The 25,712-nt window shown below is 34.8% G+C and carries 25 protein-coding genes; 10 read left to right on the top strand and 15 right to left on the bottom strand.

What is annotated here, in order from left to right; all coding sequences use genetic code 11:
* Positions 1-228: 228 nt before the first annotated feature.
* The 6 genes from sucC to ACO05K_RS03395 form a co-directional block, all read right to left on the bottom strand.
* The gene (gene sucC, locus ACO05K_RS03370; RefSeq protein ID WP_421943055.1) at positions 229-1,428 is read right to left on the bottom strand and encodes an ADP-forming succinate--CoA ligase subunit beta; all 1,200 of its coding nucleotides are present in this window, start codon (positions 1,426-1,428) and stop codon (positions 229-231) included.
* A 241-nt stretch (positions 1,429-1,669) separates the two neighbouring features.
* A complete protein-coding gene (locus ACO05K_RS03375; RefSeq protein ID WP_421943056.1) occupies positions 1,670-2,368 on the bottom strand; it encodes a hypothetical protein in 699 nt (232 codons plus the stop codon).
* 42 nt (positions 2,369-2,410) lie between these two features.
* On the bottom strand, positions 2,411-2,719 hold the full coding sequence (locus ACO05K_RS03380) for a hypothetical protein (protein ID WP_421943057.1): 309 nt from the start codon (positions 2,717-2,719) through the stop codon (positions 2,411-2,413).
* Positions 2,720-2,762: 43 nt separating this feature from the next.
* Positions 2,763-4,346 (bottom strand): DUF4173 domain-containing protein, encoded by a 1,584-nt coding sequence (locus ACO05K_RS03385; RefSeq protein WP_421943058.1) that lies wholly within the window; start codon positions 4,344-4,346, stop codon positions 2,763-2,765.
* A gap of 55 nt (positions 4,347-4,401) precedes the next feature.
* Positions 4,402-4,698, bottom strand: a complete 297-nt coding sequence (locus tag ACO05K_RS03390) for a winged helix-turn-helix domain-containing protein (protein ID WP_421943059.1) — start codon at positions 4,696-4,698, stop codon at positions 4,402-4,404.
* Between the two features lies 1 nt (position 4,699).
* Positions 4,700-5,335 (bottom strand): hypothetical protein, encoded by a 636-nt coding sequence (locus ACO05K_RS03395; protein WP_421943060.1) that lies wholly within the window; start codon positions 5,333-5,335, stop codon positions 4,700-4,702.
* 228 nt (positions 5,336-5,563) lie between these two features.
* Here ACO05K_RS03395 and ACO05K_RS03400 point away from each other — a divergent pair, with 228 nt between their 5' ends.
* The 7 genes from ACO05K_RS03400 (at position 5,564) to ACO05K_RS03430 (ending at position 12,084) form a co-directional block, all read left to right on the top strand.
* Positions 5,564-6,214: an ABC transporter ATP-binding protein gene (locus ACO05K_RS03400; RefSeq protein WP_421943061.1), complete on the top strand. Its 651-nt coding sequence runs from the start codon at positions 5,564-5,566 to the stop codon at positions 6,212-6,214.
* A gap of 66 nt (positions 6,215-6,280) precedes the next feature.
* Positions 6,281-6,760, top strand: a complete 480-nt coding sequence (locus ACO05K_RS03405) for a hypothetical protein (protein WP_421943062.1) — start codon at positions 6,281-6,283, stop codon at positions 6,758-6,760.
* Positions 6,757-7,368 (top strand): HAD hydrolase-like protein, encoded by a 612-nt coding sequence (locus ACO05K_RS03410; protein WP_421943063.1) that lies wholly within the window; start codon positions 6,757-6,759, stop codon positions 7,366-7,368. The genes ACO05K_RS03405 and ACO05K_RS03410 overlap by 4 nt, the downstream gene beginning before the upstream one ends.
* A gap of 3 nt (positions 7,369-7,371) precedes the next feature.
* Positions 7,372-8,877 carry a S41 family peptidase gene (locus ACO05K_RS03415; RefSeq protein WP_421943064.1) on the top strand — a complete coding sequence of 502 codons (1,506 nt, stop codon included), beginning with the start codon at positions 7,372-7,374 and terminating at the stop codon, positions 8,875-8,877.
* Between the two features lie 146 nt (positions 8,878-9,023).
* Positions 9,024-9,290, top strand: coding sequence for a hypothetical protein (locus tag ACO05K_RS03420; RefSeq protein WP_421943065.1), 267 nt, complete (start codon positions 9,024-9,026; stop codon positions 9,288-9,290).
* Positions 9,291-9,346: 56 nt separating this feature from the next.
* Complete coding sequence (gene dprA / locus ACO05K_RS03425; RefSeq protein WP_421943066.1) at positions 9,347-10,441, top strand: DNA-processing protein DprA; 1,095 nt, start codon at positions 9,347-9,349, stop codon at positions 10,439-10,441.
* A 281-nt stretch (positions 10,442-10,722) separates the two neighbouring features.
* On the top strand, positions 10,723-12,084 hold the full coding sequence (locus ACO05K_RS03430) for a pyridoxal-phosphate dependent enzyme (RefSeq protein WP_421943067.1): 1,362 nt from the start codon (positions 10,723-10,725) through the stop codon (positions 12,082-12,084).
* A gap of 361 nt (positions 12,085-12,445) precedes the next feature.
* Here the strand turns inward: ACO05K_RS03430 and murA are convergent, their stop codons facing one another.
* The 7 genes from murA to sppA all read right to left on the bottom strand — a co-directional run bounded on the left by murA (position 12,446) and on the right by sppA (position 20,957).
* Positions 12,446-13,771: a UDP-N-acetylglucosamine 1-carboxyvinyltransferase gene (gene murA, locus ACO05K_RS03435; protein ID WP_421946272.1), complete on the bottom strand. Its 1,326-nt coding sequence runs from the start codon at positions 13,769-13,771 to the stop codon at positions 12,446-12,448.
* A 94-nt stretch (positions 13,772-13,865) separates the two neighbouring features.
* Entirely contained in the window at positions 13,866-14,558 is a 693-nt protein-coding gene (locus ACO05K_RS03440; RefSeq protein ID WP_421943068.1) for a DUF4290 domain-containing protein, read from the bottom strand.
* Positions 14,559-15,079: 521 nt separating this feature from the next.
* On the bottom strand, positions 15,080-15,577 hold the full coding sequence (locus ACO05K_RS03445; RefSeq protein WP_421943069.1) for a SixA phosphatase family protein: 498 nt from the start codon (positions 15,575-15,577) through the stop codon (positions 15,080-15,082).
* Positions 15,570-16,598, bottom strand: coding sequence for a glycosyltransferase family 9 protein (locus ACO05K_RS03450; RefSeq protein ID WP_421943070.1), 1,029 nt, complete (start codon positions 16,596-16,598; stop codon positions 15,570-15,572). Before ACO05K_RS03450 ends, ACO05K_RS03445 begins: the two co-directional genes overlap by 8 nt.
* A 106-nt stretch (positions 16,599-16,704) precedes the next feature.
* Positions 16,705-17,307, bottom strand: a complete 603-nt coding sequence (locus ACO05K_RS03455) for a DUF4254 domain-containing protein (RefSeq protein ID WP_421943071.1) — start codon at positions 17,305-17,307, stop codon at positions 16,705-16,707.
* Between the two features lie 97 nt (positions 17,308-17,404).
* Complete coding sequence (locus ACO05K_RS03460; RefSeq protein ID WP_421943072.1) at positions 17,405-19,090, bottom strand: helix-hairpin-helix domain-containing protein; 1,686 nt, start codon at positions 19,088-19,090, stop codon at positions 17,405-17,407.
* Between the two features lie 100 nt (positions 19,091-19,190).
* Positions 19,191-20,957, bottom strand: coding sequence for a signal peptide peptidase SppA (gene sppA / locus ACO05K_RS03465; RefSeq protein WP_421943073.1), 1,767 nt, complete (start codon positions 20,955-20,957; stop codon positions 19,191-19,193).
* Positions 20,958-21,007: 50 nt separating this feature from the next.
* Between sppA and folK the strand changes: the two genes are divergently transcribed.
* Positions 21,008-21,502 (top strand): 2-amino-4-hydroxy-6-hydroxymethyldihydropteridine diphosphokinase, encoded by a 495-nt coding sequence (folK, locus tag ACO05K_RS03470; protein ID WP_421943074.1) that lies wholly within the window; start codon positions 21,008-21,010, stop codon positions 21,500-21,502.
* Between the two features lie 17 nt (positions 21,503-21,519).
* Positions 21,520-21,903 (top strand): Hpt domain-containing protein, encoded by a 384-nt coding sequence (locus tag ACO05K_RS03475; RefSeq protein ID WP_421943075.1) that lies wholly within the window; start codon positions 21,520-21,522, stop codon positions 21,901-21,903.
* Positions 21,904-21,913: 10 nt separating this feature from the next.
* Here the strand turns inward: ACO05K_RS03475 and pssA are convergent, their stop codons facing one another.
* Both pssA and rho read right to left on the bottom strand, forming a co-directional pair.
* Positions 21,914-22,594 carry a CDP-diacylglycerol--serine O-phosphatidyltransferase gene (pssA, locus tag ACO05K_RS03480; protein ID WP_421943076.1) on the bottom strand — a complete coding sequence of 227 codons (681 nt, stop codon included), beginning with the start codon at positions 22,592-22,594 and terminating at the stop codon, positions 21,914-21,916.
* 75 nt (positions 22,595-22,669) lie between these two features.
* Positions 22,670-24,397 carry a transcription termination factor Rho gene (gene rho, locus ACO05K_RS03485; protein ID WP_421943077.1) on the bottom strand — a complete coding sequence of 576 codons (1,728 nt, stop codon included), beginning with the start codon at positions 24,395-24,397 and terminating at the stop codon, positions 22,670-22,672.
* A 425-nt stretch (positions 24,398-24,822) separates the two neighbouring features.
* Here rho and pyrF point away from each other — a divergent pair, with 425 nt between their 5' ends.
* Positions 24,823-25,653, top strand: a complete 831-nt coding sequence (gene pyrF / locus ACO05K_RS03490; RefSeq protein ID WP_421943078.1) for an orotidine-5'-phosphate decarboxylase — start codon at positions 24,823-24,825, stop codon at positions 25,651-25,653.
* Positions 25,654-25,712 lie beyond the last annotated feature (59 nt).

Consider the following 25,712-nt stretch of genomic DNA (forward strand, 5'->3'; position numbering starts at 1 on the left):
ATACCAGAATTCGGCGAGAAATCTCAATAGATTGGGCCCCGTAAAAATATAAAAATACTCAAAAAACAAAAAGCGGATGGAGATCTTATAACCTACCCATCCGCTAATCTTTTTATAGACCATTTTTAAGTCTACTTTTTCAGTGCCCTCGTTTGCACTGAAAGGTTTTTATATTTTTAAGACTGCGCTTTAAGCTTTAATCTTTCTGCTTTAAGCTAACAAAGCTAATTAAGCCTGTTCAGCCAATACTTTAGTTACTAAATCAGCAGCTTCTTTTAAAGCAATTGCTGAGTAAACTTTAAGTCCAGACTCATCGATTAATTTCTTAGCCTCTTCTGCGTTTGTACCTTGTAAACGGCAGATAATTGGCACAGGAATATTTCCGATTTCCTGGTAAGCATCGATAACACCTTGTGCAACACGGTCGCAACGAACAATTCCACCAAAAATGTTAATTAAAATCGCCTTAACGTTAGGGTCTTTCAAGATAATGTTGAAAGCCGCTTTAACCGTTTGAGCGTTTGCAGTTCCACCAACGTCTAAGAAGTTAGCAGGCTCGCCACCAGCTAATTTAATAATATCCATAGTGGCCATTGCTAAACCAGCACCATTAACCATGCAACCTACGTTACCATCAAGGTTAACGAAGTTTAAGTTACTTGCGCTTGCTTCAACTTCCATTGGGTCTTCTTCAGCAGTATCACGCATTGCTGCATAATCAGCATGACGATATAAAGCGTTCTCGTCGATATCAACCTTAGCATCAACCGCGATAACTTTATCATCAGAAGTTTTTAATACCGGGTTAATTTCGAACATCGAAGAATCCGTAGTGTCGTAAGCTTTGTATAAAGCAGTTACAAATTTAACCATCTCTTTAAAAGCAGCGCCGCTTAAACCTAAGTTAAACGCAACTTTACGAGCCTGGAAACCTTGTAAACCAACTTTCGGGTCGATTTCTTCTTTGAAGATTAAGTGTGGCGTATGTTCAGCAACTTCTTCGATATCCATACCACCTTCGGTACTGTACATAATAATGTTACGACCTTTTGCACGATCTAACAATACAGAAATGTAGTATTCTTTAGTTTCAGAAGCACCTGGATAATAAACATCCTGAGCTACTAAAATTTTGTTCACTTTTTTACCTTCCGGACCAGTTTGAGGCGTAACCAATTGCATACCAATAATATCGGTAGCACGTTGTTTCACTTCATCAAGGTTTTTGGCTAATTTAACGCCACCACCTTTACCGCGACCACCAGCGTGGATTTGCGCTTTAATTACAACCCAATCAGAGTTATAATCGATTTTTAATTGCTTAGCAGCCTCAACAGCTTGCTCAGGCGTATCGGCAACGATTCCTTCTTGAACGTTAACACCGAAACTTTTTAATATTTGTTTACCCTGGTATTCGTGAATATTCATTTGCTACAAAATTTGCCCAAAGCTACAATTCTAAAGGCTTTAAACAAATAGTATTTGCCGATTTTTTCTAGAAAATGAACGTTTTATGTTAATCGGTAATTTCAGTCCCGCTTTCGTTGCAATCTTTTTGTTAATGTTAGTATAAGCTTAACTAAAACCTGCTTACCAAAAAGTATTTTCACTCAATCTGGTTTATTTAACAACGATTGTAGTTCTTGGCAAATTTGATATAGCGATATTCTTATAAAATCTTTTTTGCTAATGCTTTAACTTCTTTTTTAAATGCATCTGCAAAAACTGGCTTTGCTGAAGCTCCCGTTTTTAAATTGTAAACGAAATATTCTATATCATCTTTATCATTAAATTCTTTGTCTCCATTTGTGTCCTTTATCAAATCCAGCAAAACTAGGTTATGATCACTATCTATTTTCCAGCTGTGAACCGAATAGTTTTCTGGCGAAATTTGAGTAAAGGCCTTTCCTTCTAAATTTGAAATAAATAGTTTATTTAAATCTTTTGAAGTTAGTTTTTTGTCTCCATCAGAATCTGAATCGGATATTTCATAATAAATAAATTGATCTGATAATGTATTAACGTTGAGTGGTCGGTTTTCATAATTTCCGATTTTAAAATCATTAATCAATATTTTTTTACGTGTTAATAAATCACTTTTACCAGTAACAACATTATTGAAAATAATATTCCAATAATTACCTTCCGTACTTCTGCTGTAATCCTTATGATTTCCTTTATTTAAACTTAAAGGATAAATAATTATATCAGTGCTGCTGATAATTATCGAAGAACTATGAGGCATTTTGATTTCGACTGTGTCTTCATTTCTAATGGATTCTACAGTAGAAATGGTTTTATTCCCATTTGAGCAAGCTAATGTTAACAAGGTAATTGCCAATGCAATTCCTGAGACTGTCTTTTTCATATTTGTTAATTAAGATGTTTGAAATGAAATTTGAATTTGTTTCTAACTTCCGGCAATTGGCGAACCGAAAATACCAACAGCTAATTCTGCCCAAACTAGGAATAGAACTAAAAGAATTATAAAGAATAAAACTGCTCTTGCCGTGCTTGTTTTTACATTTCTAATTACAAGCTCTATGGCTAAGCCGGTAGTCAAAAGCAAAGTGCCGGCTACCACGAAGTCGAATAAGCCCCATTTTACTTCATTAGTAAATTGCATTGCAATTAGTGGAATGCTTAAAATTACTGCTGTAACTACTAGAATAATGTAGATTCTTAATTTTGATGAGTTTGAAATTTCTTGATTTTTCATGATGTATTAAATTAATGTTTGTTGTTTAATATGTGATTGTTCTTTATTTGATTTTATCTTTTGAGTTGAAATAATCGGCATTTTGCCAATCTGGCAAATTCCATGATAGCCAGCTTGCTTTTCGGTAACGCTCTTTAAAAATATTAATTCGGGTGTCTAATCTATTTTGGTACGCTTCTATACTTTCTGGTGTGGCTATCGTAGTTCCATATTCATCTTTTGATTCAGTATAATGCAACTTTGAACGGTTTTCATCTAAAACAGCTAAGGTTTTATCTGATAAACCAAGCAAATAATTGGCATCTAAATATATTTTATCACTTTGTGCCAAATTGTATTTAGCAATTAAAATATCCCAGTTTATGGCACTGAAAGCAAGTAGAAGTATAAACCAGATGTTTCCGTTAACTTTAAGTAAATAGAAAAGTGTTTTTTGCTTTGCAACTTTTAAATAAACTGTTGCTAAACCAATGATACAAAGAATCGCAAAAACTAAAACGCCAATACGTTTATGTGTTAAACCGTAAAACTCAATGTAATGTGCATCTCTCACAAAAACAGAAATTATTAAAATGCAGTTTTGAACCATCCAGGCAATGGCTAATACTTTTAAGGTTTTGTTCTTTGAGTAAAAATTTAAGTTTCCACGGAAGAAGTAAACAATAATTGCCATTGCCAATACAATGCTGAAAATCAAAGTATTTGTACCGTCGTGTAACTCTGCTGAATAGTTGGTTTCGGCAAAATCTTTACCATGCCCAAGCCATAGCCACCAAATATCAATTCCGTTTAAAAAAAGCAGTAATATATTTAGAGCGCTAAAAGAAATTAATCCAATAATAAACTCAGTTTTTAGTGCAAGTTTTTTAATGAATAGGCTACCAAAAAACGTGCTTGTTAATTCATCAAACAATGTCTTTTGATTCAAACCTCTTCTTATTCTAACCATTTGTTCTGTGAAATTAAGCTCAATTTTTTGAAAGGTTTTATCAGAAAAGGTTAGTATTAAACCTCCTGTAACAACTAACCCGAAACAAAAGTGCATAAAGCGGGCAAAGCTTAAATCTTCGAATATAAAGCCAAATATGTTTTCGAAGAAATCGCCAATATTATTTAATATGGATTCAGTGTAATGAGCAAATACGCTATTCGCAGCAGAGTATAATGAGGTAAAAATTATAGCAACTATTAATGGTATAAAAATGTATTTAATGATTTTGAAGACAGGTTTCAGGTTAAAATTACCAATAGATACCTCACTTAAATTTCTAATTACATTAAATGGAACGGTAAACATTTGCAAAACTGTAGAGAAAAAAGCCATGAAAACAGTTCTGATTTGCTGGTTATGAGCGAAACCAATAAAAAATATTAAGCTGAAATAATAACTTACTAAGGTTAAATCTGAATTGTTTACAACTACTAAAATCGATGCAGCAAAATGTGCAATTGCATATAGATTTAGTTTGGCGCCCTTAATTACTTCTGGATTTAAATAAGTAATTGTTAATACATAAGTACTATAGATAAGTAGGTTAATGGCTAATCTTTCTTCCCAAAAGAGGAAACTAAATGACAGGCCGCCCAAAAGAGCTGATAATAGTAAGAGGTTGGATTTATTTTTCATTTTTTAGTTGTTAAAAGTGCTTTGTATTTCAAAGTAAATAGTTAAAAAAAATTGATTATATCTTTCGTATCATTTTTTCAAGCGCATCTAAATGTGCTTTGAATGATTGTTTTCCTAATGGAGTGATAGAGTAGGTGGTGCTTGTTTTTCGCCCAATAAAACCTTTATGTACTTTAATAAATTCGGCTTGCTCCAAAGTATTTAAATGCGATGCTAAATTCCCATCAGTTAACTCAAGCATTTGTTTTAAATCGTTAAAACTAATTTCATCATTAACTACAAGAACAGACATTACACCCAATCTAATCCGGCTGTCGAAAATCTTATTTAAATCTGCTATGGGGTTTTTCATTTTATTTGCCTTTCTCGTATTTAAAATACATTAAAAGTCCATAAACAATGTGTAACACACCGAAGCCAAATGCCCAGAAAATTAAACCATAGCCAATATAAAACATGCAAATTGTACCTAAAATAATTTCGCAAAAACCTAAATATCTAATATCGCTGTAAGTATATTTACTAGCGTTAATTAAGGCTAAACCATAAAAAATTAAACAGGTTGGTGCTATAATACTATAAGTATTTGGGTGATTTAATAATAACGCTATAATGAATAATCCACCGGCAATTAAGGGCACAAAAAGATTAAACAATAAAGATTTAGATGTTTTATCCCAAATTGGTAAATTATTTCTTTGACTTTTTCTGTAAGTGAACAAAATACCACCAGCCAATGCCACAAACAAAATAATAATTGCAAGCTTTATTAAATTGTATTTCAAATCGATTTCGCCTTGCAAACCCGGGGCATAACCTCTATAATCGAAAAATTTTTCGATTTCGTTATAAGCGAAATAAGAACCGATTAATGCAATTATACCAGCAAATACACCAGATAATCCGCTTAGCGAGATAAACCTTGATGATCTATCCATCATTTGCCTGATGTCTTTTAATGCGTCTAACTGTTCCTCTTGAGTGCTCATTTTAAAAGTGCTTTGTTTTTCAAAGTTAAATAAGAAATTGATAACTGCAAATTTTATTTTAAAAAATGATTTTTTTGATCTTCCCTTCGGGTTGATTGCACAGATTTAGTGATTGCAAAGATTTTTTATATAAACATGTTTTTACATCATGATTTACAACTTATAACCTAGAACTTAAAACTTATAACGTGCAACATACAACTTAAAACTTTTAACTATTTTTACGGCATGTTAAAAGCCAATGGGGTTAGAAAATCGTACGGAAATTTACAAATATTAAAAGGTGTAAATTTCGAGGTACAAAAGGGAGAAATTGTAAGTATTATTGGTCCATCTGGAGCGGGTAAAAGTACTCTATTACACATTCTAGGTACTTTAGATAAACCTGATGCCGGAACCGTGGAACTTAAAGGGACTGAAATAAGTAAACTTAGTGGAGAATTACTCAGTGCTTTTCGTAATCAAAATATTGGTTTCGTTTTTCAATTTCATCATTTGTTGCCAGAATTTAGTGCGATAGAAAATATTTGCATTCCTGCCTTCATCGCAAAGAAAAATAAGAAAGAAGCAGAAGCCAGAGCACTTGAATTATTAGATATGTTCGGTTTAAAAGATAGAGCTCATCATAAGCCTAATCAATTATCGGGCGGTGAACAACAACGTGTTGCCATAGCAAGAGCATTAATAAACGAGCCATCGATTATTTTAGCTGATGAGCCTTCGGGAAACTTAGATTCGGAAAATGCCAAAGCTTTGCATCAACTTTTTGTTAGTTTAAGAGATAACTTTCAACAAACATTTGTAATTGTAACGCACAACGAAGATTTAGCTAAAACCAGCGATAGGATAGTGACCATGAAAGATGGTTTAATAGTGTAGTTTTTAATTTTAAATTCTTTGGTTACAATTCAATCAGTTATTCATTCAAAATTCAACTATTAAAACTTGAAAATATTAATTACCGGAGGAAATAATGCGAAAGCTTTAAAGCTTCTGAAGGCATTTCCAAAACATTTTGTTCTTTTAGCCGATTACGGAGATGTTCCGGGCATGAGTACCGAGTATTATGCATTTAAAACCCTTGGAATACTTAATAAGGATAGTATTGCGCACATTCTGCTTAATTTCTGCATTACAGAATCAATAGATGCAATTATTCCTTTAAATACTTTTGAAGTAGAGCCTTTGGCTAAATCAGCGGTATTATTTAATGAATACGGTATTGAGGTTTTAACGCCCGATGCAGATTCTATAAATACTTATTTGAGCGATGATAAAAATTTCAGCCAAAACTTTGCGGTTTTTATAAAGGGTGAATGCATTTTTGCCAGCGGGCAAGAAATTTTTATTAAAAAAGATGATAGTTTTAGTGGAGTTTTCGGCTATAATTCGCCTGATGATGATTTAAAACTTTTTACAGCATGATGGATATCAATCAGTTAATTAAAGATAAAAAACTGGTAATTTTTGAGTTGGATGATGTGTTGTTTCCTGCCAAAGATTATTTGTTGCAGGTTTATTATCTGTTTGCCCAGTTTATTGAATATTCAGAACAGAAAACCTCACAGCAAATTTTAGATTTTATGCGTGCCGAATACGAATATGTTGGTGCAGAAAATCTTTTCGAAAAAACAGCTTCAAAATTTGAACTTGCACAAACATATAAGCATAACTTCGATTTACTGCACGAAAATGCCCGATTGCCATTAAAGCTTTTACTTTATAAAAATATGCTCGATTTTTTACAGGAACTTGTTGTAAATAGGATAAGCATTAATATTGTAACCTCTGGAAATCCGTTGCAGCAGTTAAATAAAATAAAGCAAACTGAGTGGAATGGTTTAGAAAAATATCTTACTGTTTTCTTTGCCGATGAGCTTAATCAGCCGAAATCAGAAATTTTTAATAACATACTTAACAGCAATAATTTATCAGCAAAAGAAGCGTTAGTTGTTGGTGCAAATAATTTTGATGAAGCGCAATCTAAATCAATAAATTTGCCGTATATTGTGTCACTAGAAATTTACAAATAAACTATGATTAAAAACTTTTCTGCACAAAAATTATTTCTGTGCACTTTAATGTCAGTTGTGGTATTTGCAACTTCATGCAAGAAAAATTCTAATGCTCCTGCAACTGAAGAGCCTTCGACTGAAACGAATGCATTGCAAACTTCTACAACCAACCGCGATTTTTTAACTAAGGATTCTATTTTCCTTTACGCTAAACAAACGTATTTGTGGAATGTTGGAATGCCAAGCTATGATAACTTTAATCCACGTAAATATGCATCGAACGATGCTGTAATTGCTGCAATTAAAGCATTACCTAGCACGGGAGGAAAGGATAAATATTCTTTTATGGATAATGGAACTGTTGCTGGTCAGTTAGGTGGTGTAAGCGGAGATTTCGGTTTTTCTGTATTCTTTAATACTGCTAACGATTTAAGAATCAAGTATGTATATGCAACTTCGCCTGCTGATGCGCAAGGTTTAAAAAGAGGCTATCAAATTACCAAAATTAATGGCAGCACAAATATTAATACAAGCGATGCCAGTATAAATGCTGTTGTTGATGCGATTTTCGGCTCAAATGCTACGGTTTCGTTAACTGTTCAAAAACCAGACGGAACAAGCAAGGATGTTGTTGTAACTCGTGCAACTTATAATATTAACCCAATTTTAGCAACCAGTACTTTTACAGCCGGAACTAAAAAAGTTGGCTACATAAATTACAATAGCTTTACTACAAACTCTGCTGCATTATTGGATGCTGCTTTTGCAAAATTTGCAACTGATGGGATTACTGAACTAGTTGTTGATTTACGCTATAATGGTGGTGGTTCTGTTGCTACATCAGAAGCTTTCACTAATTTAATTGCTCCATCATCGCAAAATGGTAAGGTTATGTACACTACGTACTGGACTCAAACCATGCAAGATGGTAAAGCAACTATTCTTCAAAATCAAAAATTTTACGCCAAAGGAAATGATGGTGTAACCCGTTTATATTCTATGTTTGATTATCCATGGGTGCCAACAGCTGCAGCAGGAAATCAAGAAGTTTTTGCAAAAAGAGGTTCGGTAAATAACCTGACTAGAGTTTATTTCATTGTGACAGGTTCTACCGCTTCGGCAAGTGAATTGCTAATTAACAACTTAAAACCAGTAATGGATGTTAAATTAATTGGCTCTAAAACATATGGTAAACCGGTAGGATTTTTTGCCATTAAAATTGATAAAAGTGATTTGTATTTACCTCAATTCCAGACTAAAAATCAGTTGAACCAAGGCGATTACTTTGATGGTATGGCTGTAGATAAATCTCTAGCTGATGATGTAACTAAGGAATTTGGCGACCCAACAGAAAAACTTTTAGCTCAGGCTTTAAATTATTCTGCAACCGGTTCGTTTACATCATTCTTAAAAGAAAATACAATAAGCGGTACTACTCCATTTAGCAATTCTCAAATGATTGATTTAACAGGTAAAATGGATCATGAGTTTAAAGGTATGATAGAAACACGAAAATTTAAATTCTAGATATTAAAACAAACAACTATTTGAAGCCGGTATTTTTAAAATATCGGCTTTTTTTATCTTATTTATTACATTAAAAGCATTTTAAACCTTGTTTTTGTTCCAAAATTTTAATATGCTTGTTTAAGATTAATCGTTAAAGAGATATTATGCCAATAGAAACTGTTGAGAAGGAACAAATAGGATACTTAAACATTATAAATGCCAAAGAAGATAATTCAGGGAGTTTGCAAAAAAAACTGGATGAAGCACAACGCTTGGGAAATGAATTTAAATCAAAAGCGGTAATTACATTTAATACAACAATTGGCCCTAAAAGAGTTGATACAACGGTTTGGGCGGTTACAGAAAAATATATTCAATTAAAAAATAACATACACATTCCGCTTAAAAGCCTTATCGATATCGATTTTTAATCTTTAAGGATTAAGGAAATAAATCATCCCGCATTTATAACCCTTAACCTTATTTGATGAGTACGCTCCATAAAATTGCCTTAACTTTTATTAAATCTATTGGTCCGGTAAATGCCAAAAATTTATTGGCTTACTGTGGCAGCGCCGAAGCTGTTTTTTCTGCAACCAGAAAACAATTGCTTCAAATTCCTGGAATTGGAGAAAAAACAGTTGAAGCAATTTTAAAAACCGATGCACTTGAAAGGGCAAAAGAAGAGTTAGATTTTATAGAGAAACACGGTATTGAGGTTCTGTTTTTTTCTGATGAAAACTACCCCAAACGTTTAAAAAATTGCTTCGATGCGCCAATATTGCTATATTTTAAAGGAAGCGTAGATTTAAATCATAAACGGATAATTAGCATTGTAGGTACCAGAAATGCAACTGAATATGGCAGGATGCTTTGTAAACAACTTTGTGAGGTTTTAGCCGCTTATGATGTTTTAATAGTAAGTGGTTTGGCTTATGGAATTGATGTTACAACGCACAAAGAATGTTTGTTAAATAACATTGCAACAGTTGGAGTTCTAGGTCATGGTTTGGATAGACTGTACCCGCAAATTCATAAACCAGTAGCGCAGAAAATGGTACTAAATGGTGGTTTGATTTCAGAGTTTCCGACCAAAACCAATCCTGACCGACAAAATTTTCCTCAACGAAACCGAATTATTGCCGGAATCGCCGATGCAACAATTGTAATCGAAGCATCGATTAAAGGTGGTGCCTTAATAACTGCTGAGATTGCTAATTCTTACAATAAAGATGTTTACGCTTTCCCTGGGCGAACAAATGATATTTTTTCTGAAGGTTGCAACTTTTTGATTAAAACTAATAGGGCCGGACTCATCAACAATGCAAATGATTTAATTTATTATCTCGGTTGGGATGATGAGGTAAAAAACAAGAAAGCAAAAACCCAAACCACTCTGCAGCTTAATTTAACTGCTAATGAGCAAAAGGTTGTTGATGCATTGCAAAGTGGTCAGCTTTCTATTGATGAGTTAGCAATTGCAGTTAATATACAGCAGAGTAAACTTGCCATCATTTTACTCACGCTAGAAATGCAAGGTATAATTATCTCCATGCCGGGTAAGGTTTATAAATTGGCTTAAGGTTGCCACAGATTTACAGATTATTAAAAATGATAACTGATAAGATATCGAGATGATTAAAAAAATCATACTCTACTTTGCCATTGGATGACGACCTTACAAAATCTGTAAATCTTTGGCAGACAAAAAACAATGTTGCATATCACCCAATAATCAATCTATAATACCTATGTTATTTATAGATTATGAAATTAAATTCTATTAAATTTTAATATTCGAAATTATGTTTCAAATAAAATATAGTTTATAAAATACTTAATGCCTTTGCTTAATTTTGCTGCATGTGGTATAATAATATTCTCGAAACTATTGGCAATACACCATTAGTAAAACTTAATACAATTACAAAAAATGTTCCGGGTACAATCCTTGCCAAGATAGAAACAACGAATCCAGGTAACTCAATTAAAGACCGTATGGCGGTAAAAATGATTGAGGATGCTGAGAAGAGCGGTAAATTAAAACCGGGAGGTACCATTATAGAAGGAACATCAGGTAATACTGGTATGGGCTTGGCGATGGCTGCAATTATTAAAGGATACAAATGTATTTTTACCACAACTGATAAGCAATCGAAAGAAAAGGTTGATGCTTTACGTGCTTTTGGCGCTGAAGTGATTGTTTGCCCTACAAATGTTGAACCTGAAGACCCACGTTCTTATTACTCAGTTTCATCACGTTTAGAGCGTGAAGTTCCTAATTCTTGGAAACCAAATCAGTACGATAATTTAGCCAACTCACAGGCGCATTATGAGCAAACTGGTCCTGAAATTTGGGAGCAAACAGAAGGAAAAATTACGCATTTGGTTGTTGGTGTAGGTACAGGAGGTACAATTTCTGGAACTGGTAAATATTTGAAGGAGAAAAATCCAAATATTCAGATTTGGGGAATAGATACATATGGTTCGGTTTTCAAAAAATATAAGGAAACTGGCATTTTTGATAAGGATGAAATTTATCCTTACATCACAGAAGGTATCGGCGAAGATTTCTTGCCAGCAAACGTAAATTTTGATGTAATCGATTTATTTGAAAAAGTAACTGATAAAGATGCAGCCTTAATGACCCGTGATATTGCCCGTAAAGAAGGAATTTTTGTGGGTAACTCAGCCGGTGCTGCTATTGGTGGTTTAATTCAGTTGAAAGATAAATTAAAGCCTGAAGATGTTGTTGTAGTTATTTTCCACGACCACGGAAGCCGTTACATGGGTAAAATGTATAACGAAGATTGGTTGCGTGAACGTGGATTTTTGCAAGATGAAAAATTAACGGCAAAATCGATTTTAGCTAAAAAAGAGTCTACCGAAATTGTAACACTTGATGCTACTAAATCTGTTTTGGAAGCCATCAATACCATCAAATCGATGAATATTTCTCAGATTCCGGTTACACAGCAAGGCATGATTGTGGGTAAAATTGCCGAAAGTGATATCCTTACAGCATTACTTGAAAACCCAGGATTGAAATCTGCACCAATTTCAGAAATCATGACAGCAACTTTCCCATTTGTTGATTTGAATACTTCGATTGATAAAATTTCTTCGTTAATTAATAAAGAAAACTCTGCTGTTTTGGTGGAGGATGAATCTGGTAAAATTGAAATTATTACACAGTACGATATTATAAACGCGATATCGGGATAGGATTAAGATGGAAGAGGGAAGATGTGAAATGGAGGTTGGGGAATAGGAAATAGAGAATGGGGAATGGAAAATAGGGAATAGGAAATAGATGACAAGGAATAGTTGCCTAATTCGCATCATCCCTAGAGCGCTCGTCATTGCGAGGCACGAAGCAATCCTACGACGGTCGTCACCCTGAATTTATTTCAGGGTCTTAATGTAAGAAAGATGCTGAAATAAATTCAGCATGACGAATTTCCAAAAAACCATTGAAAAAAAAAACGCCCGAGTAACAAATTACTCGGGCGTTTTTGCATTATGCTCTTTAAGCTTTAGTCTTAAGCTTTCTGCTTTAGGCTTTAGCCTTTCAACTCCAAACTTCCTAATGGCTCGGCGCATCAGCGTTTACACGCTTAATTTGCGCACCCAAAGCACGTAAACGCGTATCGATATCCTGGTAACCACGCTCAATCTGTTCGATGTTATAAATGGTCGATTTACCTTCAGCAGATAAAGCTGCGATTAACAACGAAACACCAGCTCTAATATCTGGAGAAGTCATGCTGATACCACGCAGTTTGTATTTTTTATCAATTCCGTTAACAGTAGCACGGTGCGGGTCGCAAAGAATGATTTGAGCACCCATATCGATTAATTTATCCACAAAGAACAAACGACTCTCGAACATTTTCTGATGGATTAAAACATTTCCTTTCGCCTGTGTCGCCACAACCAAAACAATGCTCAATAAATCAGGCGTAAAACCTGGCCACGGAGAATCGGCAATCGTTAAAATCGAACCATCAATAAAAGTATCAATTTCGTAATGCTTTTGCGATGGCACATAAATATCATCGCCTCTGCGTTCTAATTTAATACCTAGTTTTTTAAAAACTTCAGGAATTACACCCAATTCATCGTAAGAAACATTTTTGATGGTAATTTCCGATTCAGTCATTGCTGCTAAACCAATGAAAGAGCCAATCTCAATCATATCTGGCAACATTCTGTGTTCCGTTCCGCCTAAAACCTTAACACCTTCAATGGTTAATAAATTCGAACCAATGCCCGAAATTTTTGCCCCCATGCGGTTTAGCATTTTGCAAAGTTGTTGTAAATAAGGCTCACAAGCTGCGTTATAAATCGTAGTTGTTCCTTTCGCTAAAACGGCAGCCATTACAATATTTGCCGTTCCTGTTACCGAAGCCTCATCCAACAGAATGTAAGCACCTTTTAAATCGGTCGCATCAACATTAAAGAAAGCTTTTTTGCTATCGTAAACAAATTTAGCACCTAACTTTTCGAAACCGATAAAGTGAGTGTCCAATCTTCTACGGCCAATTTTATCACCACCTGGTTTAGGAATTGCTGCTTTGCCGAAACGAGCCAACAACGGACCAACTATCATAATCGAGCCACGTAAACCACCACCTTTAGCTTTAAAAGTTTCCGATTCAAAGAAATTCAAATCGATATTTCTCGCCTCGAAAGTGTAAGTATCTTTATCAATACGTTCTACAATTACGCCCAAATCGCCTAATAATTCAATCAGCTTATTTACATCCTTAATATCAGGAATGTTGCTGATGGTTACTTTCTGTTCGGTAAGTAATACAGCCGATAAAATCTGTAAAGCCTCGTTTTTGGCGCCCTGTGGAGTAATTTCGCCTTTTAATTTAATTCCGCCTGTTATTTCAAATGCGTTCATATATCTTTCTTTTGCTAACCCGTTCGTCATGCTGAATTTATTTCAGCATCTATTTTCGAGATTCTGAATCAAGCTCAGAATGGCGTTGTGGTTATTAATATTTAGGTTTGTTATTATTGTTGCGTCCGCGATTATTGTTGTTATTATTATTCTGACGGTTTTTGCCGTTGTTGTTATTATTGTTATTGCGCCCTCTATTGTTGTTGTTATTATTATTCTGACGAGGATTTTGTGCCCTAAACTCAACTTTCGCAAGGTTTACACCTTCATCAAGCGATAACAATCCGCCCGATAGATATTTCAAATCTTTAATAATCGTATCATCGCTCACATTATCCTTATTCCAGGTAACATAAGCCATTTTCATAAAGTTTGCAATGCCTTGAACCATCGCTTTTTTATGCTCCGGATTTTCCTCACGCATCGCTTTTTCAATCAAATTCTCAACCGTTTTACCGTAATGTTTGTAGGTAATTCTTTGTTGAGGATAGGGAAGAGGCTCTGGTTTTTTAAAGGCATTCTCAGGTAAAGGTTTTGGATATGGACTCTCAACATCAATCTGGTAGCCAGAAATAATGTGCAAATGATCCCAAAGTTTATGCTTAAAATCAGCAACATCACGCAAATGTGGTTGCAAAAATCCCATCAGGTCTATAACCGCCTGGGCATATTTATTACGTTCTTCAATAGTTGGCAATTCGCAAATATACTTCACCATATTCTGAACGTTGCGGCCATATTCCGATAAAATCAAATGGCTACGCGTAGTATTATAATCAAAATTCATGTACAGACAATTTAATGGATAAATCTTCCGGCGATACGAATTATGAAATAACCAAGAGAAATAAGGTTTAGAATTCACCGAAATGTCTATTGCCGGACTTTCGTTTTTTATATGTTCAAAGATAATTAAATTTACGATTTAAGGGTTACGATTTTATATTTTTTTTGGAAATGAACGTTCAGTAGTTCTTTTGAATTTTCAGCCCTGCTATCGCTTCAAGTCCTCGCTCGTTCCTCACTCCGGGCTTTTCGTTTTATCAGGTTTATTTAACATAGACTGTGGTTCTTGGCATTATCACGAGCTTCTGTGTGATAACCATATTACAAACATCGTTATTTGCATTTGGCTAAGCCTTCGCAATGTTTCCTCGTTCTACTTAAATCCGGCCTAACATCCCGTACGTACGAGATTGGGCATATACAGTCAAAGCCAAACCACTAACTTTAATACAAAAATTTTCAGCCGGCAATTTTTGTTTCTTTTTGTTGTCAAAAAGAAAAAAGCCATCCGGCTAGGACATTCTAGACCTCATCACTATTCTTCGGATAATCGAAGAAAACCAAATCACCAGTACCTTTACTCAGCATCTTCCACGAATCAAAAGGAAAAGACATCAAAACCATTCCTGCAGTTGGGATATTGTAAATGTCTGCATCACTCAACTCATTCGCCAAATCTGTAAAACCAGGATTATGCCCAAACATAATCACCGTATCAGCAGAATCATCAAAATCATTCACCACCTTTAAAAGTGTTCTACTATTCGCTTCATAAATCTCCTCCACGAATTTAATTTCATCTACATTATAAGCTTCAGCAAAGAATTTTGCAGTAGATTTTGCCCGCTTCGCCGGACTACTCACAATCAAATCGAACTTAAAACCTCTTTTTACCAAACGTTCTGCCATTTCTGGTGCATTTTCTTTTCCACGTTTATTTAACGGTCGGTCGAAATCTTTTAAATCTAAATTTCCCCAGTCCGATTTTCCGTGACGAACCAATAGTAATTGCTTAGCCATTTAGTTTTTCTTTTATCTTGTTTACAATTGTTTCAGGATTAATCAAATCCATACAACTTTCAACACCACACAAGCATGGTTTGTTTCCATAAATAGAATTTGGTCGGGCAGGATGGTCAATTTGAATACAATTGTTCTCCAATTGTCCGTAACCTAAAAAACCAGCATAAGGATGGGTTGGTCCCCAAACGGAAACCACCGGAACACCAACTAACGAAGCCATGTGCATACCAGAAGAATCCATGCTCAGCATTAAATCAAGATTGGATATTATGGCAAGTTCTTCGGTTAAATTAAAATTTCCGATTAAATTATTTGTGTTTGGATACGCTTTAACCCAATTTTCGGCAATCGCTTGTTCCATTTTTCCACCACCAAAAATAAAAAGTTGGTAACCCAATTCGCTTAAAGAATAAATTACTTCCTCCATTTTTTCTAATGGATAAACTTTATAAATGTGCTGCGCAAAAGGGGAGATGCCTATTTTTTTTCTGCTGTTCCCAAATAAACTTTCCGCTTTTACCGGTATTGCTTGTGGAGCTTTATTGAGCTTATGACTTAGTTTAATATCAAAACCTAATTCCCGAAATACATCAGCATAACGTTCTACGGTTTGGCGTAAAGGTTTGAATATTTTATTGTCAGAACGAGTTAGGGCTTTTTTCTCTGCTCTGCCTTTATCAATTCGTTTTATTTTGATTCCTGATAATCTGAAAAAAGTAGAAAGTGCCCTGCTCCGTAAGTTATCATGTATATCGGCTATTGCAGTTGGTTTGTAAACATTAAGTTCCTGGAATAACTTATACAAACCTGAAATTCCTTTATGAATTGTTTTCGGCTGAATCGCATGAAATCTAAGATTTTCAATTCCATCAAAAAATGGTTTAAAAGCCTCACGACTAACCATGATGATTTCTACTGATGGATTCTGTTGAGAAAATTCTTTTAAAACTGAAGCAACCATCGCCACATCGCCCATAGCTGAAAAACGTAAAACGATAATTTTTTGGGTTGTAGCCATTGTTTTTGAAGGTCGCCCGTCATTGCGAGGCACGAAGCAATCTTAAAGCTATAATAAAATAGTGAACGTTGTAAGATTGCTTCGTGCCTCGCATGACGAATTTTAATTATGCTTTATTATACAAAACCGGGTTTAAACTCGGGTCGTTATACATTTTCATCTGCTTATAAACTTTCATGTATTTCTTGCCATCTTCAATGTCTGCTAATAATTCATCAATACTGTTAGATAAATCTTCGCGTTGCGATAAAAGTACATTAAGCTTAGTCTGGCACAATTCACGGTGTTCAGCTGATGCACTTTCACGTTCAGCTTCTTCCTGCATATGGTAAATTTTCAAAGCCAAAATAGAAAGCCTGTCTATTGCCCAAGCCGGACTCTCTGTATTAATTTTAGCCTCTGGCAAAGCCGAAATTCCTTGATAAAGATTTAAAAAGTAACCATCAATAAACTCAACCATATCGGTACGAACCTGGTTTTGAGCGTCAATGCGTCTTTTCCAGCTTAATCCCTCAACCGGGTCAATTTGTGGATTTCGAACCACATCTTCCATGTGCCATTGGGCAGTGTCAATCCAGTTTTTAATGTAGAAAAGATGCTCTAATCTTTCAGCATCGTATGGGTTCTCAACCGGATGGTCGATATCATCGAATTTATGGTAATCTGTAATTACTTGATTAAATATGCGGTTGGCAATTTCACTGATCATTGGGCAAAGTTAGTTTTTTTTACCACAGATTTTCACAGATGAACACAGATTTGGATTATAGAAAAAATCTATTAAATGTTATCTGTGTTCATCCTTTTTATCTGTGGTTAATTTTTTTATTATCAAAATACTCCGTTATTTCCGCTAAAGAAAACGCATTTAAGCATTTATCAGCACTTAAACCACCTTTTCGGGCAACCAAAATACCATATTTCATATCGTGAAAACCTTCAGTTCTATGTGCATCTGGATTTACAGAAAGTAAAACACCTTTTTCCAAAGCATAGCGATGCCAGTGCCAGTCTAAATCTAAACGTAGCGGATTTGCATTGATTTCGATTACCACATTATTTGTAGCACAGGCATCAATAATTTTTTTATAATCAATTGGGTAACCTGCTCGGCTTAACAATAATCGGCCGGTAGGGTGCCCTAAAATTGTGGTGTAAGGATTTTCAATGGCTTTTAACAAACGGGCAGTTGCTTTTGCCTCATCCATTCTCAAATTACTGTGAACCGAAGCGACAACAAAATCGAAAGTTTTAAGCACATCATCACTATAATCTAAAGAGCCATCGCTTAAAATATCGCTTTCAATTCCTTTAAAAATTTTAAATGGAGCAAGTTTTTTATTCAACTCATCAATTTCCTGGTGCTGACCAAAAACACGTTGCTCATTTAACCCTTTCGCATAAACAGCAGTTTTAGAGTGGTCGCAAATCCCTAAATATTGCAGGTTTAAAGTGTCTTTACAATAAAGGGCCATTTGCTCAAGCGTATGAACGCCATCACTCCAGGTAGAGTGGTTGTGCAAGCTTCCTTTTAAATCATCATAAGTAATTAGTGTAGGAAGTTTGTTCTCTTTCGCCAATTCAATTTCATCAAAGTCTTCACGTAGTTCAGGTTCGATGAAAGCTAATCCAGCTTTGCTGTAAATTTCTTGTTCATTTACAAAAGAACCATTGCCAGCTAAAGCCAAAACTTTTTGGACATGTTCAGCATTACCCGTTAGCTTAAACCACTCTAAATAGAAATCAGCTTTCTCTACAACATAAATTTTGATTCTTAAACCAGCTTCAGTTGTAGTAATAAAAGCCTCTTCTCCAGCTATTAACGATAGTTTTTCGAAATTTGGCAGTTCAAAAATAACCTCTTCCAATTTTTCTGCACCGATAACTATTTCAAGTTCATCAATAATTTCACAAGCTCTACGGTATTGCCCCGCAAAAGCTAGTGCTGAGTGGTGGTCTACCGAAATTAGCCACCTCGAAATTTCATCAAGAATGGAATTGGCAAAACCTTCTACCTGAGCGTATAAAAACCTGCCATTTGCAGCGAGTTTAAATTCAATCGCTTTTTTAATTTCCTCTTGGGTTTTCAAACCAAAACCTTTCGCTTCAATTAAGCGGTTTTCGTTACAGGCGTAATAAAGTTCGCCAATACTTTCAATGTTTAAATCCCTCCAAATAATCAGAATTTTTTTTGGTCCGATTCCTTTAATACCTAGCATTTCAACAACTCCTTCCGGCGTTTGTTGAATAATATCATTTAACTCTTTAAGCTCGCCGGTTTCGAGTAGCTCAATAATTTTAGCTGCCAAACCTTTACCAATTCCTTCGATTTTATCAATTTCATCAACAGGTTTATCTTTTAAGGCAAATGGTAGTTTGTCTACCTTAAAATAAGCATTGGCAATCGATTTAATTTTAAAAGGATTTTCCTCATGCAGTTCCATTAACTGCGATAATAGGCGTAATGTACGGGCGATGGTTTTGTTTTCCATAAGGAAGTAAAATTAGGAAATAATGAGACGGTGGCAAACAAAAATGCGAAGAACATTAGGTTTAAACCTTACATTCTTCGCACTATTTTGAAGTTAAAATTTATTTAATAACAGCTTCGAAAGGCATTCTTGCCTGTATTCCAGAGCTTGCCATAACTTTTTTAACCTGATTGTAAAGCAAATAATTTTCTCCTAATTCTTGCTTAGCATAATATGTTTTTATCCTATCTGTACCTTGGTCTAGGAAAGATTTTAATGGATCAATTACGTCAGGATATTCTACAACTTTAAAATCTTTTACTTTAGCTTTTTTAGCAGCTGCATTAATTGCGTCGTTAAAACTTCCAATTTTATCAGCTAAACCAATTTGAACAGCATCAGTTCCAATCCAGACATGGCCGCCGCCAATGCTATCAATGTAAGCTTTGCTTTTCTTTCTTCCGTCAGCAACGCGACTAACAAAACCGCTGTAAATTCTATTTAATTCATTTTGGATGATAAACCTTTCGCCTTCAGTCATTGGGCGATTAGTCGCCATGATATCAGCATATTTACCTGTTTTAACGCCATCAAAAGTAATTCCCAACTTGTTAGTCATTAGGTTTTGGAAATTTGGTATCAATCCAAAAACACCAATAGAACCAGTAATTGTATTTGGCTGAACAAAAATACTATCGGCAGCACAGCCAATGTAATAACCGCCAGATGCAGCAACATCACCGAAAGAAGCAATTACAGGCTTTTCTTTCTTAGTAAGCACAATTTCTCTCCAAATCACATCAGATGCCAAAGCACTACCACCCGGAGAATTTACACGAATTACGATGGCTTTAACATCATCATCTAAGCGAGCTTTTCTAATCGCTCTTGAGATTCTTTCAGAACCAATTTGTGAATCAGAACCTTCTCCACCAATGATTTCACCGTTTGCATAAACAATTGCAATTTTATTTTTACTACTGCCAGAAGAACTGTTGTTTTTTGCATAATCGTTTATAGAAACGGATGTGATATTTTGTTTTTTGGTTTTGCCCGAGATAGATTTCAGCTCTTCCAAAATCTCATCTTTATATTTCAGCGCATCAACCATTTTATAATTCAAAGCATCTTTCGGTTCGCGGATTTTGTAATTATCAGCTATGCTGTATAAACTATCTTTTTGTATGCTACGGGTTTGAGCAATATCAGTTAAAAAAGTATTGTATAAACCCCCAACATAGGCGGTAACTTGTTTGCGATTATAGTCACTCATTTTATCTAAAATGAATGGCTCAACAGCACTCTTGTAATTTCCAACACGAATAACCTGCATTTCTACACCTACTTTTTCTAAAGTTCCTTTGAAAAACGTAAGCTCAGAGCTAAATCCCTTAAATTCTAAAGCGCCTTCAGGGTTTAAATAAATTTTATCTGCAGCAGATGCAATATAATATGCGCCTTGGGTGTAAACTTCACTATAAGAAATAATTTTTTTATGAGATTTTTTAAAGTCAATCAAAGCATTTCTTACCTCTCGCATGGTTGCAAAACCAGCATTCGGGCTGCTTACATTTAGGTAAATACATTTAATGTTATCGTCTGTTTTAGCTTTTTTAATAGATTTTAAAAGATCTTGTAATCCGATTCCATCTTTTTCATCGCCGCCAACAATTGGAATATTACCAAATGGATTTTTTGGAGTACGTTCTGTAATGGCTTGGTCAAGGTTTAGATATAAAACAGAATTGCTACCAACTGCAACGGTCTTATCATCATCTATTGATGAAATTGCGGCAACTATAACAACAAAGCAAATAACAAATACGATCGCAATAGATAGGAAAAAGCCTAACATTGAAGCAAATAGAAACTTGAAAAATTCTCTCATTTAAATGTTTTAATTTTGTGATGTAAAGATATAAAATACACAGCGCATATATGGCATTAGAGCAAACAACTGCTTATTTGTTACTAGGTGGAAATTTAGGTGATAGAAAAAAAAATCTGGAAAATGCAATTAAGCATTTAGGCAAAGAGGTTGGCGAAATTTTAAGCGAATCTTCTATTTATGAAACTGCTGCTTGGGGCAAAACAGACCAACCTGCTTTTTTAAATCAGGCGATTAGTATATCTACAAGCCTAACTGCATTAGAGGTTTTAGAAAAAGCATTAGCTATTGAACAAAAATTAGGTAGAGTAAGAAAAGACAAATGGGGAGAAAGGCTGATTGATATTGACCTGATTTTGTTTGGTGATGAGGTTATAGATATTGAGAATAGATTACAAATACCACATCCTCAGATGATTAACAGGAAATTTGTTATGTTGCCTTTAAGTGAAATCGCAGGCGATGTTATGCATCCGGTTTTGCATAAAACTATTTTGCAAATAGCCGTAAAAATTTCGGATAATTTGGAGGTAAAAAGAATCTAATTTTATAGATTTACCTCATGGAAAAGAACTATGATAATCATCCCTTAGATTTATCATATCTTATCGAAATGGTTGGTCATGACCCAGAATTCATGATTGAGATTTTTGAGACTTTTAGTGAGCAAACGCCCTTTTACTTAGCGGAGCTTGAAGACGCAGTTCACCAGCAAAACTGGAAGAAGGTGGCAGACTGTGCTCATAAAATTAAGCCGACATTTACCTATGTTGGTAGGACCGATGTGAGAGAATTTGTGCATACTATTGAACGTAGTGCACGCGAACTTGTAGAATTGGATAAATTACCTGATCTGGTTAAAGAGTTACACGCTCTATTAGAAAAAATTTATATTCAGATAGAGCATTCCAAGATAGATGTGAGAAAAAAATACAATATGCTTTAGTTTTATTGGATTATTTTACTTCTCCTTTGAAATGTAAAAATGATAAGCCAATGTAAAGCACCAATACTAAAGGTATTGCAGCAAATTGTAAAACTGCAATTAAAATTGCAGACAGGATTAGAAAGATAAATTTAATTTTATTTTTTGCCCAGCTTAAATCACTAAATTTTAAAGAGAATATTTTAATCTCACTTATCAACAAGAAACTGGTAATTGCAGTAATGGCAACAAGTAGTATTGTGGAACCAATTACTTGAGGGTAATCGGTGGCAATAAATGGTAATGAGCAAATAAAAAGTGTATTCATTGGCGTATTTAAGCCAATAAAATCTTCTGTTTGTCGCTTATCATTATTAAACTTAGCTAAACGTAAAGCAGAAAATACAGTTATAAAAAAACCTAAATAAGGCAGGTATTCTGAAGAATAATCACTTACTTTCAATAACTGAAACATGATGATTCCTGGTAAGAAACCAAAACTTACCATATCCGCAAGGGAATCTAAATCTTTACCAATTGCCGATTTTACATTCAATAAACGGGCAACCATTCCATCAAAAAAATCAAAAATACCAGATAGGATTACGAAATACGCTGCGGTTTGTAAATCGCCTTTAAATGCAAAAACGATTCCAATACAACCAGAAAATAGGTTTGCACAGGTAATCGCATTAGGGATATGCCTTTTCATTAAGTTCTAAGTTATACGTTATAAGTTTTAAGTGGAACGTTACTTAAAACTTACCACTTAAAACTTATTACCTATTTAGCTATTCATCGAAATTAAAAACTCTTCGTTGCTTTTTGTGCCTTTTATTTGCGCTTGTACAAATTCCATCGCTTCCTGGCTGTTCATATCTGCCAAATGGTTACGTAAAATCCAAACACGTTGTAAAATATCTCTATCTAATAATAAATCATCTCTACGTGTACTCGATGCAGTAATATCGATAGCAGGGAAAATACGTTTGTTCGATAATTTACGGTCTAATTGTAACTCCATGTTACCTGTACCTTTAAATTCTTCGAAAATAACCTCATCCATTTTTGAACCTGTATCGGTTAATGCAGTTGCTAAAATCGTTAAAGAGCCACCGTTTTCGATGTTACGGGCTGCACCAAAGAAACGTTTAGGTTTGTGTAAAGCGTTTGCATCAACACCACCCGATAAAATTTTACCAGATGCAGGTGCAGTTGTATTGTAAGCTCTAGCTAAACGGGTAATTGAATCTAAAAGAATTACGACATCGTGTCCGCTTTCTACCAAACGTTTCGATTTTTCTAAAACGATGTTGGCAATTTTTACGTGGCGTTCTGCCGGTTCATCAAAAGTAGAAGCAATAACTTCAGCTCTTACACTACGAGCCATATCGGTAACCTCTTCCGGACGCTCATCAATTAAAAGAATAATCAAATAAACTTCAGGGTGGTTTTTAGCAATCGCGTTTGCAACTTCTTTTAATAAATTGGTTTTACCCGTTTTTGGTTGTGCTACAATTAAACCACGTTGTCCTTTACCAATTGGAGTAAATAAATCCATAATACGGGTAGAATAGTTACTGTTATCCGTAAATAAATTTAATTTTTCAGTTGGGAAAAGTGGTGTTAAATAATCAAAAGGAACACGGTCCCGAACTTCAGCAGGGATTCTGCCGTTAATCGTTTCTACACGAACCAATGGGAAATATTTTTCGCCTTCTTTCGGTGGACGAATGCTACCTTTTACAGTATCGCCGGTTTTTAAACCGAAAAGTTTGATTTGGGACTGAGATACATAAATATCATCAGGAGAAGTTAAATAGTTGTAATCTGCAGAACGTAAGAAACCATATCCATCAGGCATAATTTCTAAAACACCCTCATTTGTAATAACGTTATCGAAATCTAAATTAGAATAACTGTTTTCGTTTTTATGATGATTGCCGCCACCTGGTTGCTTTTGCTGGCGATTATCTTCGCGTTGAGGTTTTTCCTGCTTTTCTCTCGGCTCATTTCTTTGTCTTGGAGCTGCGGGAATTACTTCTGCACTTTCTTCGATTAAAGCAGAAATTGGTTTACTGCCACCATCTTCAGATTCAACAATTCTATCTGGTTGCGTTTCTGCTTTTTGTTGATGTTGAGGTTCATCAAATAAAGTAACAGATTCTCTTCTTCTTTCTGCAGGAGCTGCAGATTCATCTTTACTTAGTCTTGCTCTCTTTTTAACAGGTTTTTCTACAATTGGATTTTCTGCTTCAGCAGTAGCGGCTGCTACTTTTGGTGCTTTTTCGGTTTTTGCAGCCTTTGCTTTTGTAGTTGAGGTTACAGCAACCGGTTCAGATTCGCTATATGGATCTGCACCTGCTTTAGCTGCGTTTATAATTTCTTGCTGGTGTAAAAGTACTTCAACAAGGTCAATTTTTCTTAGGGATTCGGCACCTTCGATGCCATAAGATTTAGCTAACTCACGTAACTCTGGAGTAAGCTTCTCATTTAATTCTGTTTTGCTAAACATTCTAAATTTATATGTTTCAAGAAATTTTTCATTTGTTTATAACGGATGTTTCCGGTTATAAATCTGCTCAGGCTAAAATATTTGTGTTAGTGTTAAAGCCCTGGCGGTTTCATTGTGTATAAAATCTTATGATTACAAAACCTAAAATGAGTGGTTTTTGGATACTCAAAATGGTTTCATAATTGTTTACGTGCTGAATAAAAACGGCGTTTCGTCTTTAGAAAATGGTAACAAAAAACAAGTCTTGATAAAATTTTTCTGGGATATTCAGATAAACGGTTGAGAAATTATGTTGCAATTGTATGTATTTGAAACGTAATCCGCAAGAAAAAGTTTAAAATGTTTATAAAAATAATTAATGTGAAGATTATTTCCTCTTTATAAAAACTTAAAAAACCTCATATTTGCAGCAAATAAGCCCTTATATGACTAAGCAGCAACTTTTTGAGCAAATACAAAAAAAGCGTTCATTTTTATGCGTTGGATTGGATTCTTCGTTAGATAAAATTCCTCAACACTTATTAAAATACGAAAATCCAATTTTGGAATTTAATAAGCAGATTATTGATGCCACTAAAGATTTGTGTGTTGCTTACAAACCAAATACTGCTTTTTACGAGTGTTATGGCAAAAAGGGTTGGGAAACATTAATCGAAACGTGGCAGTACATTCCAAAAGATATTTTTTCTATTGCTGATGCTAAACGTGGCGATATTGGAAACACATCTGCCATGTATGCGGAAACTTTTTTCAACGAAAAATCATCTGAAATGAGTTTTGATTCTGTTACGGTTGCACCGTATATGGGCAGCGACTCAGTAACGCCATTTTTAACTTTCGAGAATAAATGGGTAATTCTGTTGGCATTAACCTCAAATTCTGGGCATGCTGATTTTCAATTGCAAGAAATAGGATCGGATAGACTTTTTGAAAAGGTATTAAAAACTTCTCAAAATTGGGCAACTGACGAACAAATGATGTATGTAGTTGGCGCAACTCGTGGAAGCGCATTTGCAGATGTGCGTAAGTTGGCTACAAATCATTTTCTTTTGGTGCCTGGTGTTGGTGCACAAGGTGGCGATTTGCAAGAAGTATGTAAATATGGTTTGAATTCGCAATGCGGATTATTAATTAATTCTTCCAGAGGAATTATTTACGCTAGCAAGGGAGAGGATTTTGCTGAAAAGGCTAGGGAAGAGGCTTTAAAGCTGCAACAAGAAATGGAGCAGATTTTAGTTGGGGCGAATTTGGTTTAAGCCACAGATTTGCAGATTTTATTTTTTGCTACGGAAGCATTGAAGACACGGAAAAATAA

This window comes from Pedobacter sp., assembly GCF_965227205.1.
In the GTDB taxonomy this organism is placed as follows: Bacteria; Bacteroidota; Bacteroidia; order Sphingobacteriales; family Sphingobacteriaceae; genus Pedobacter.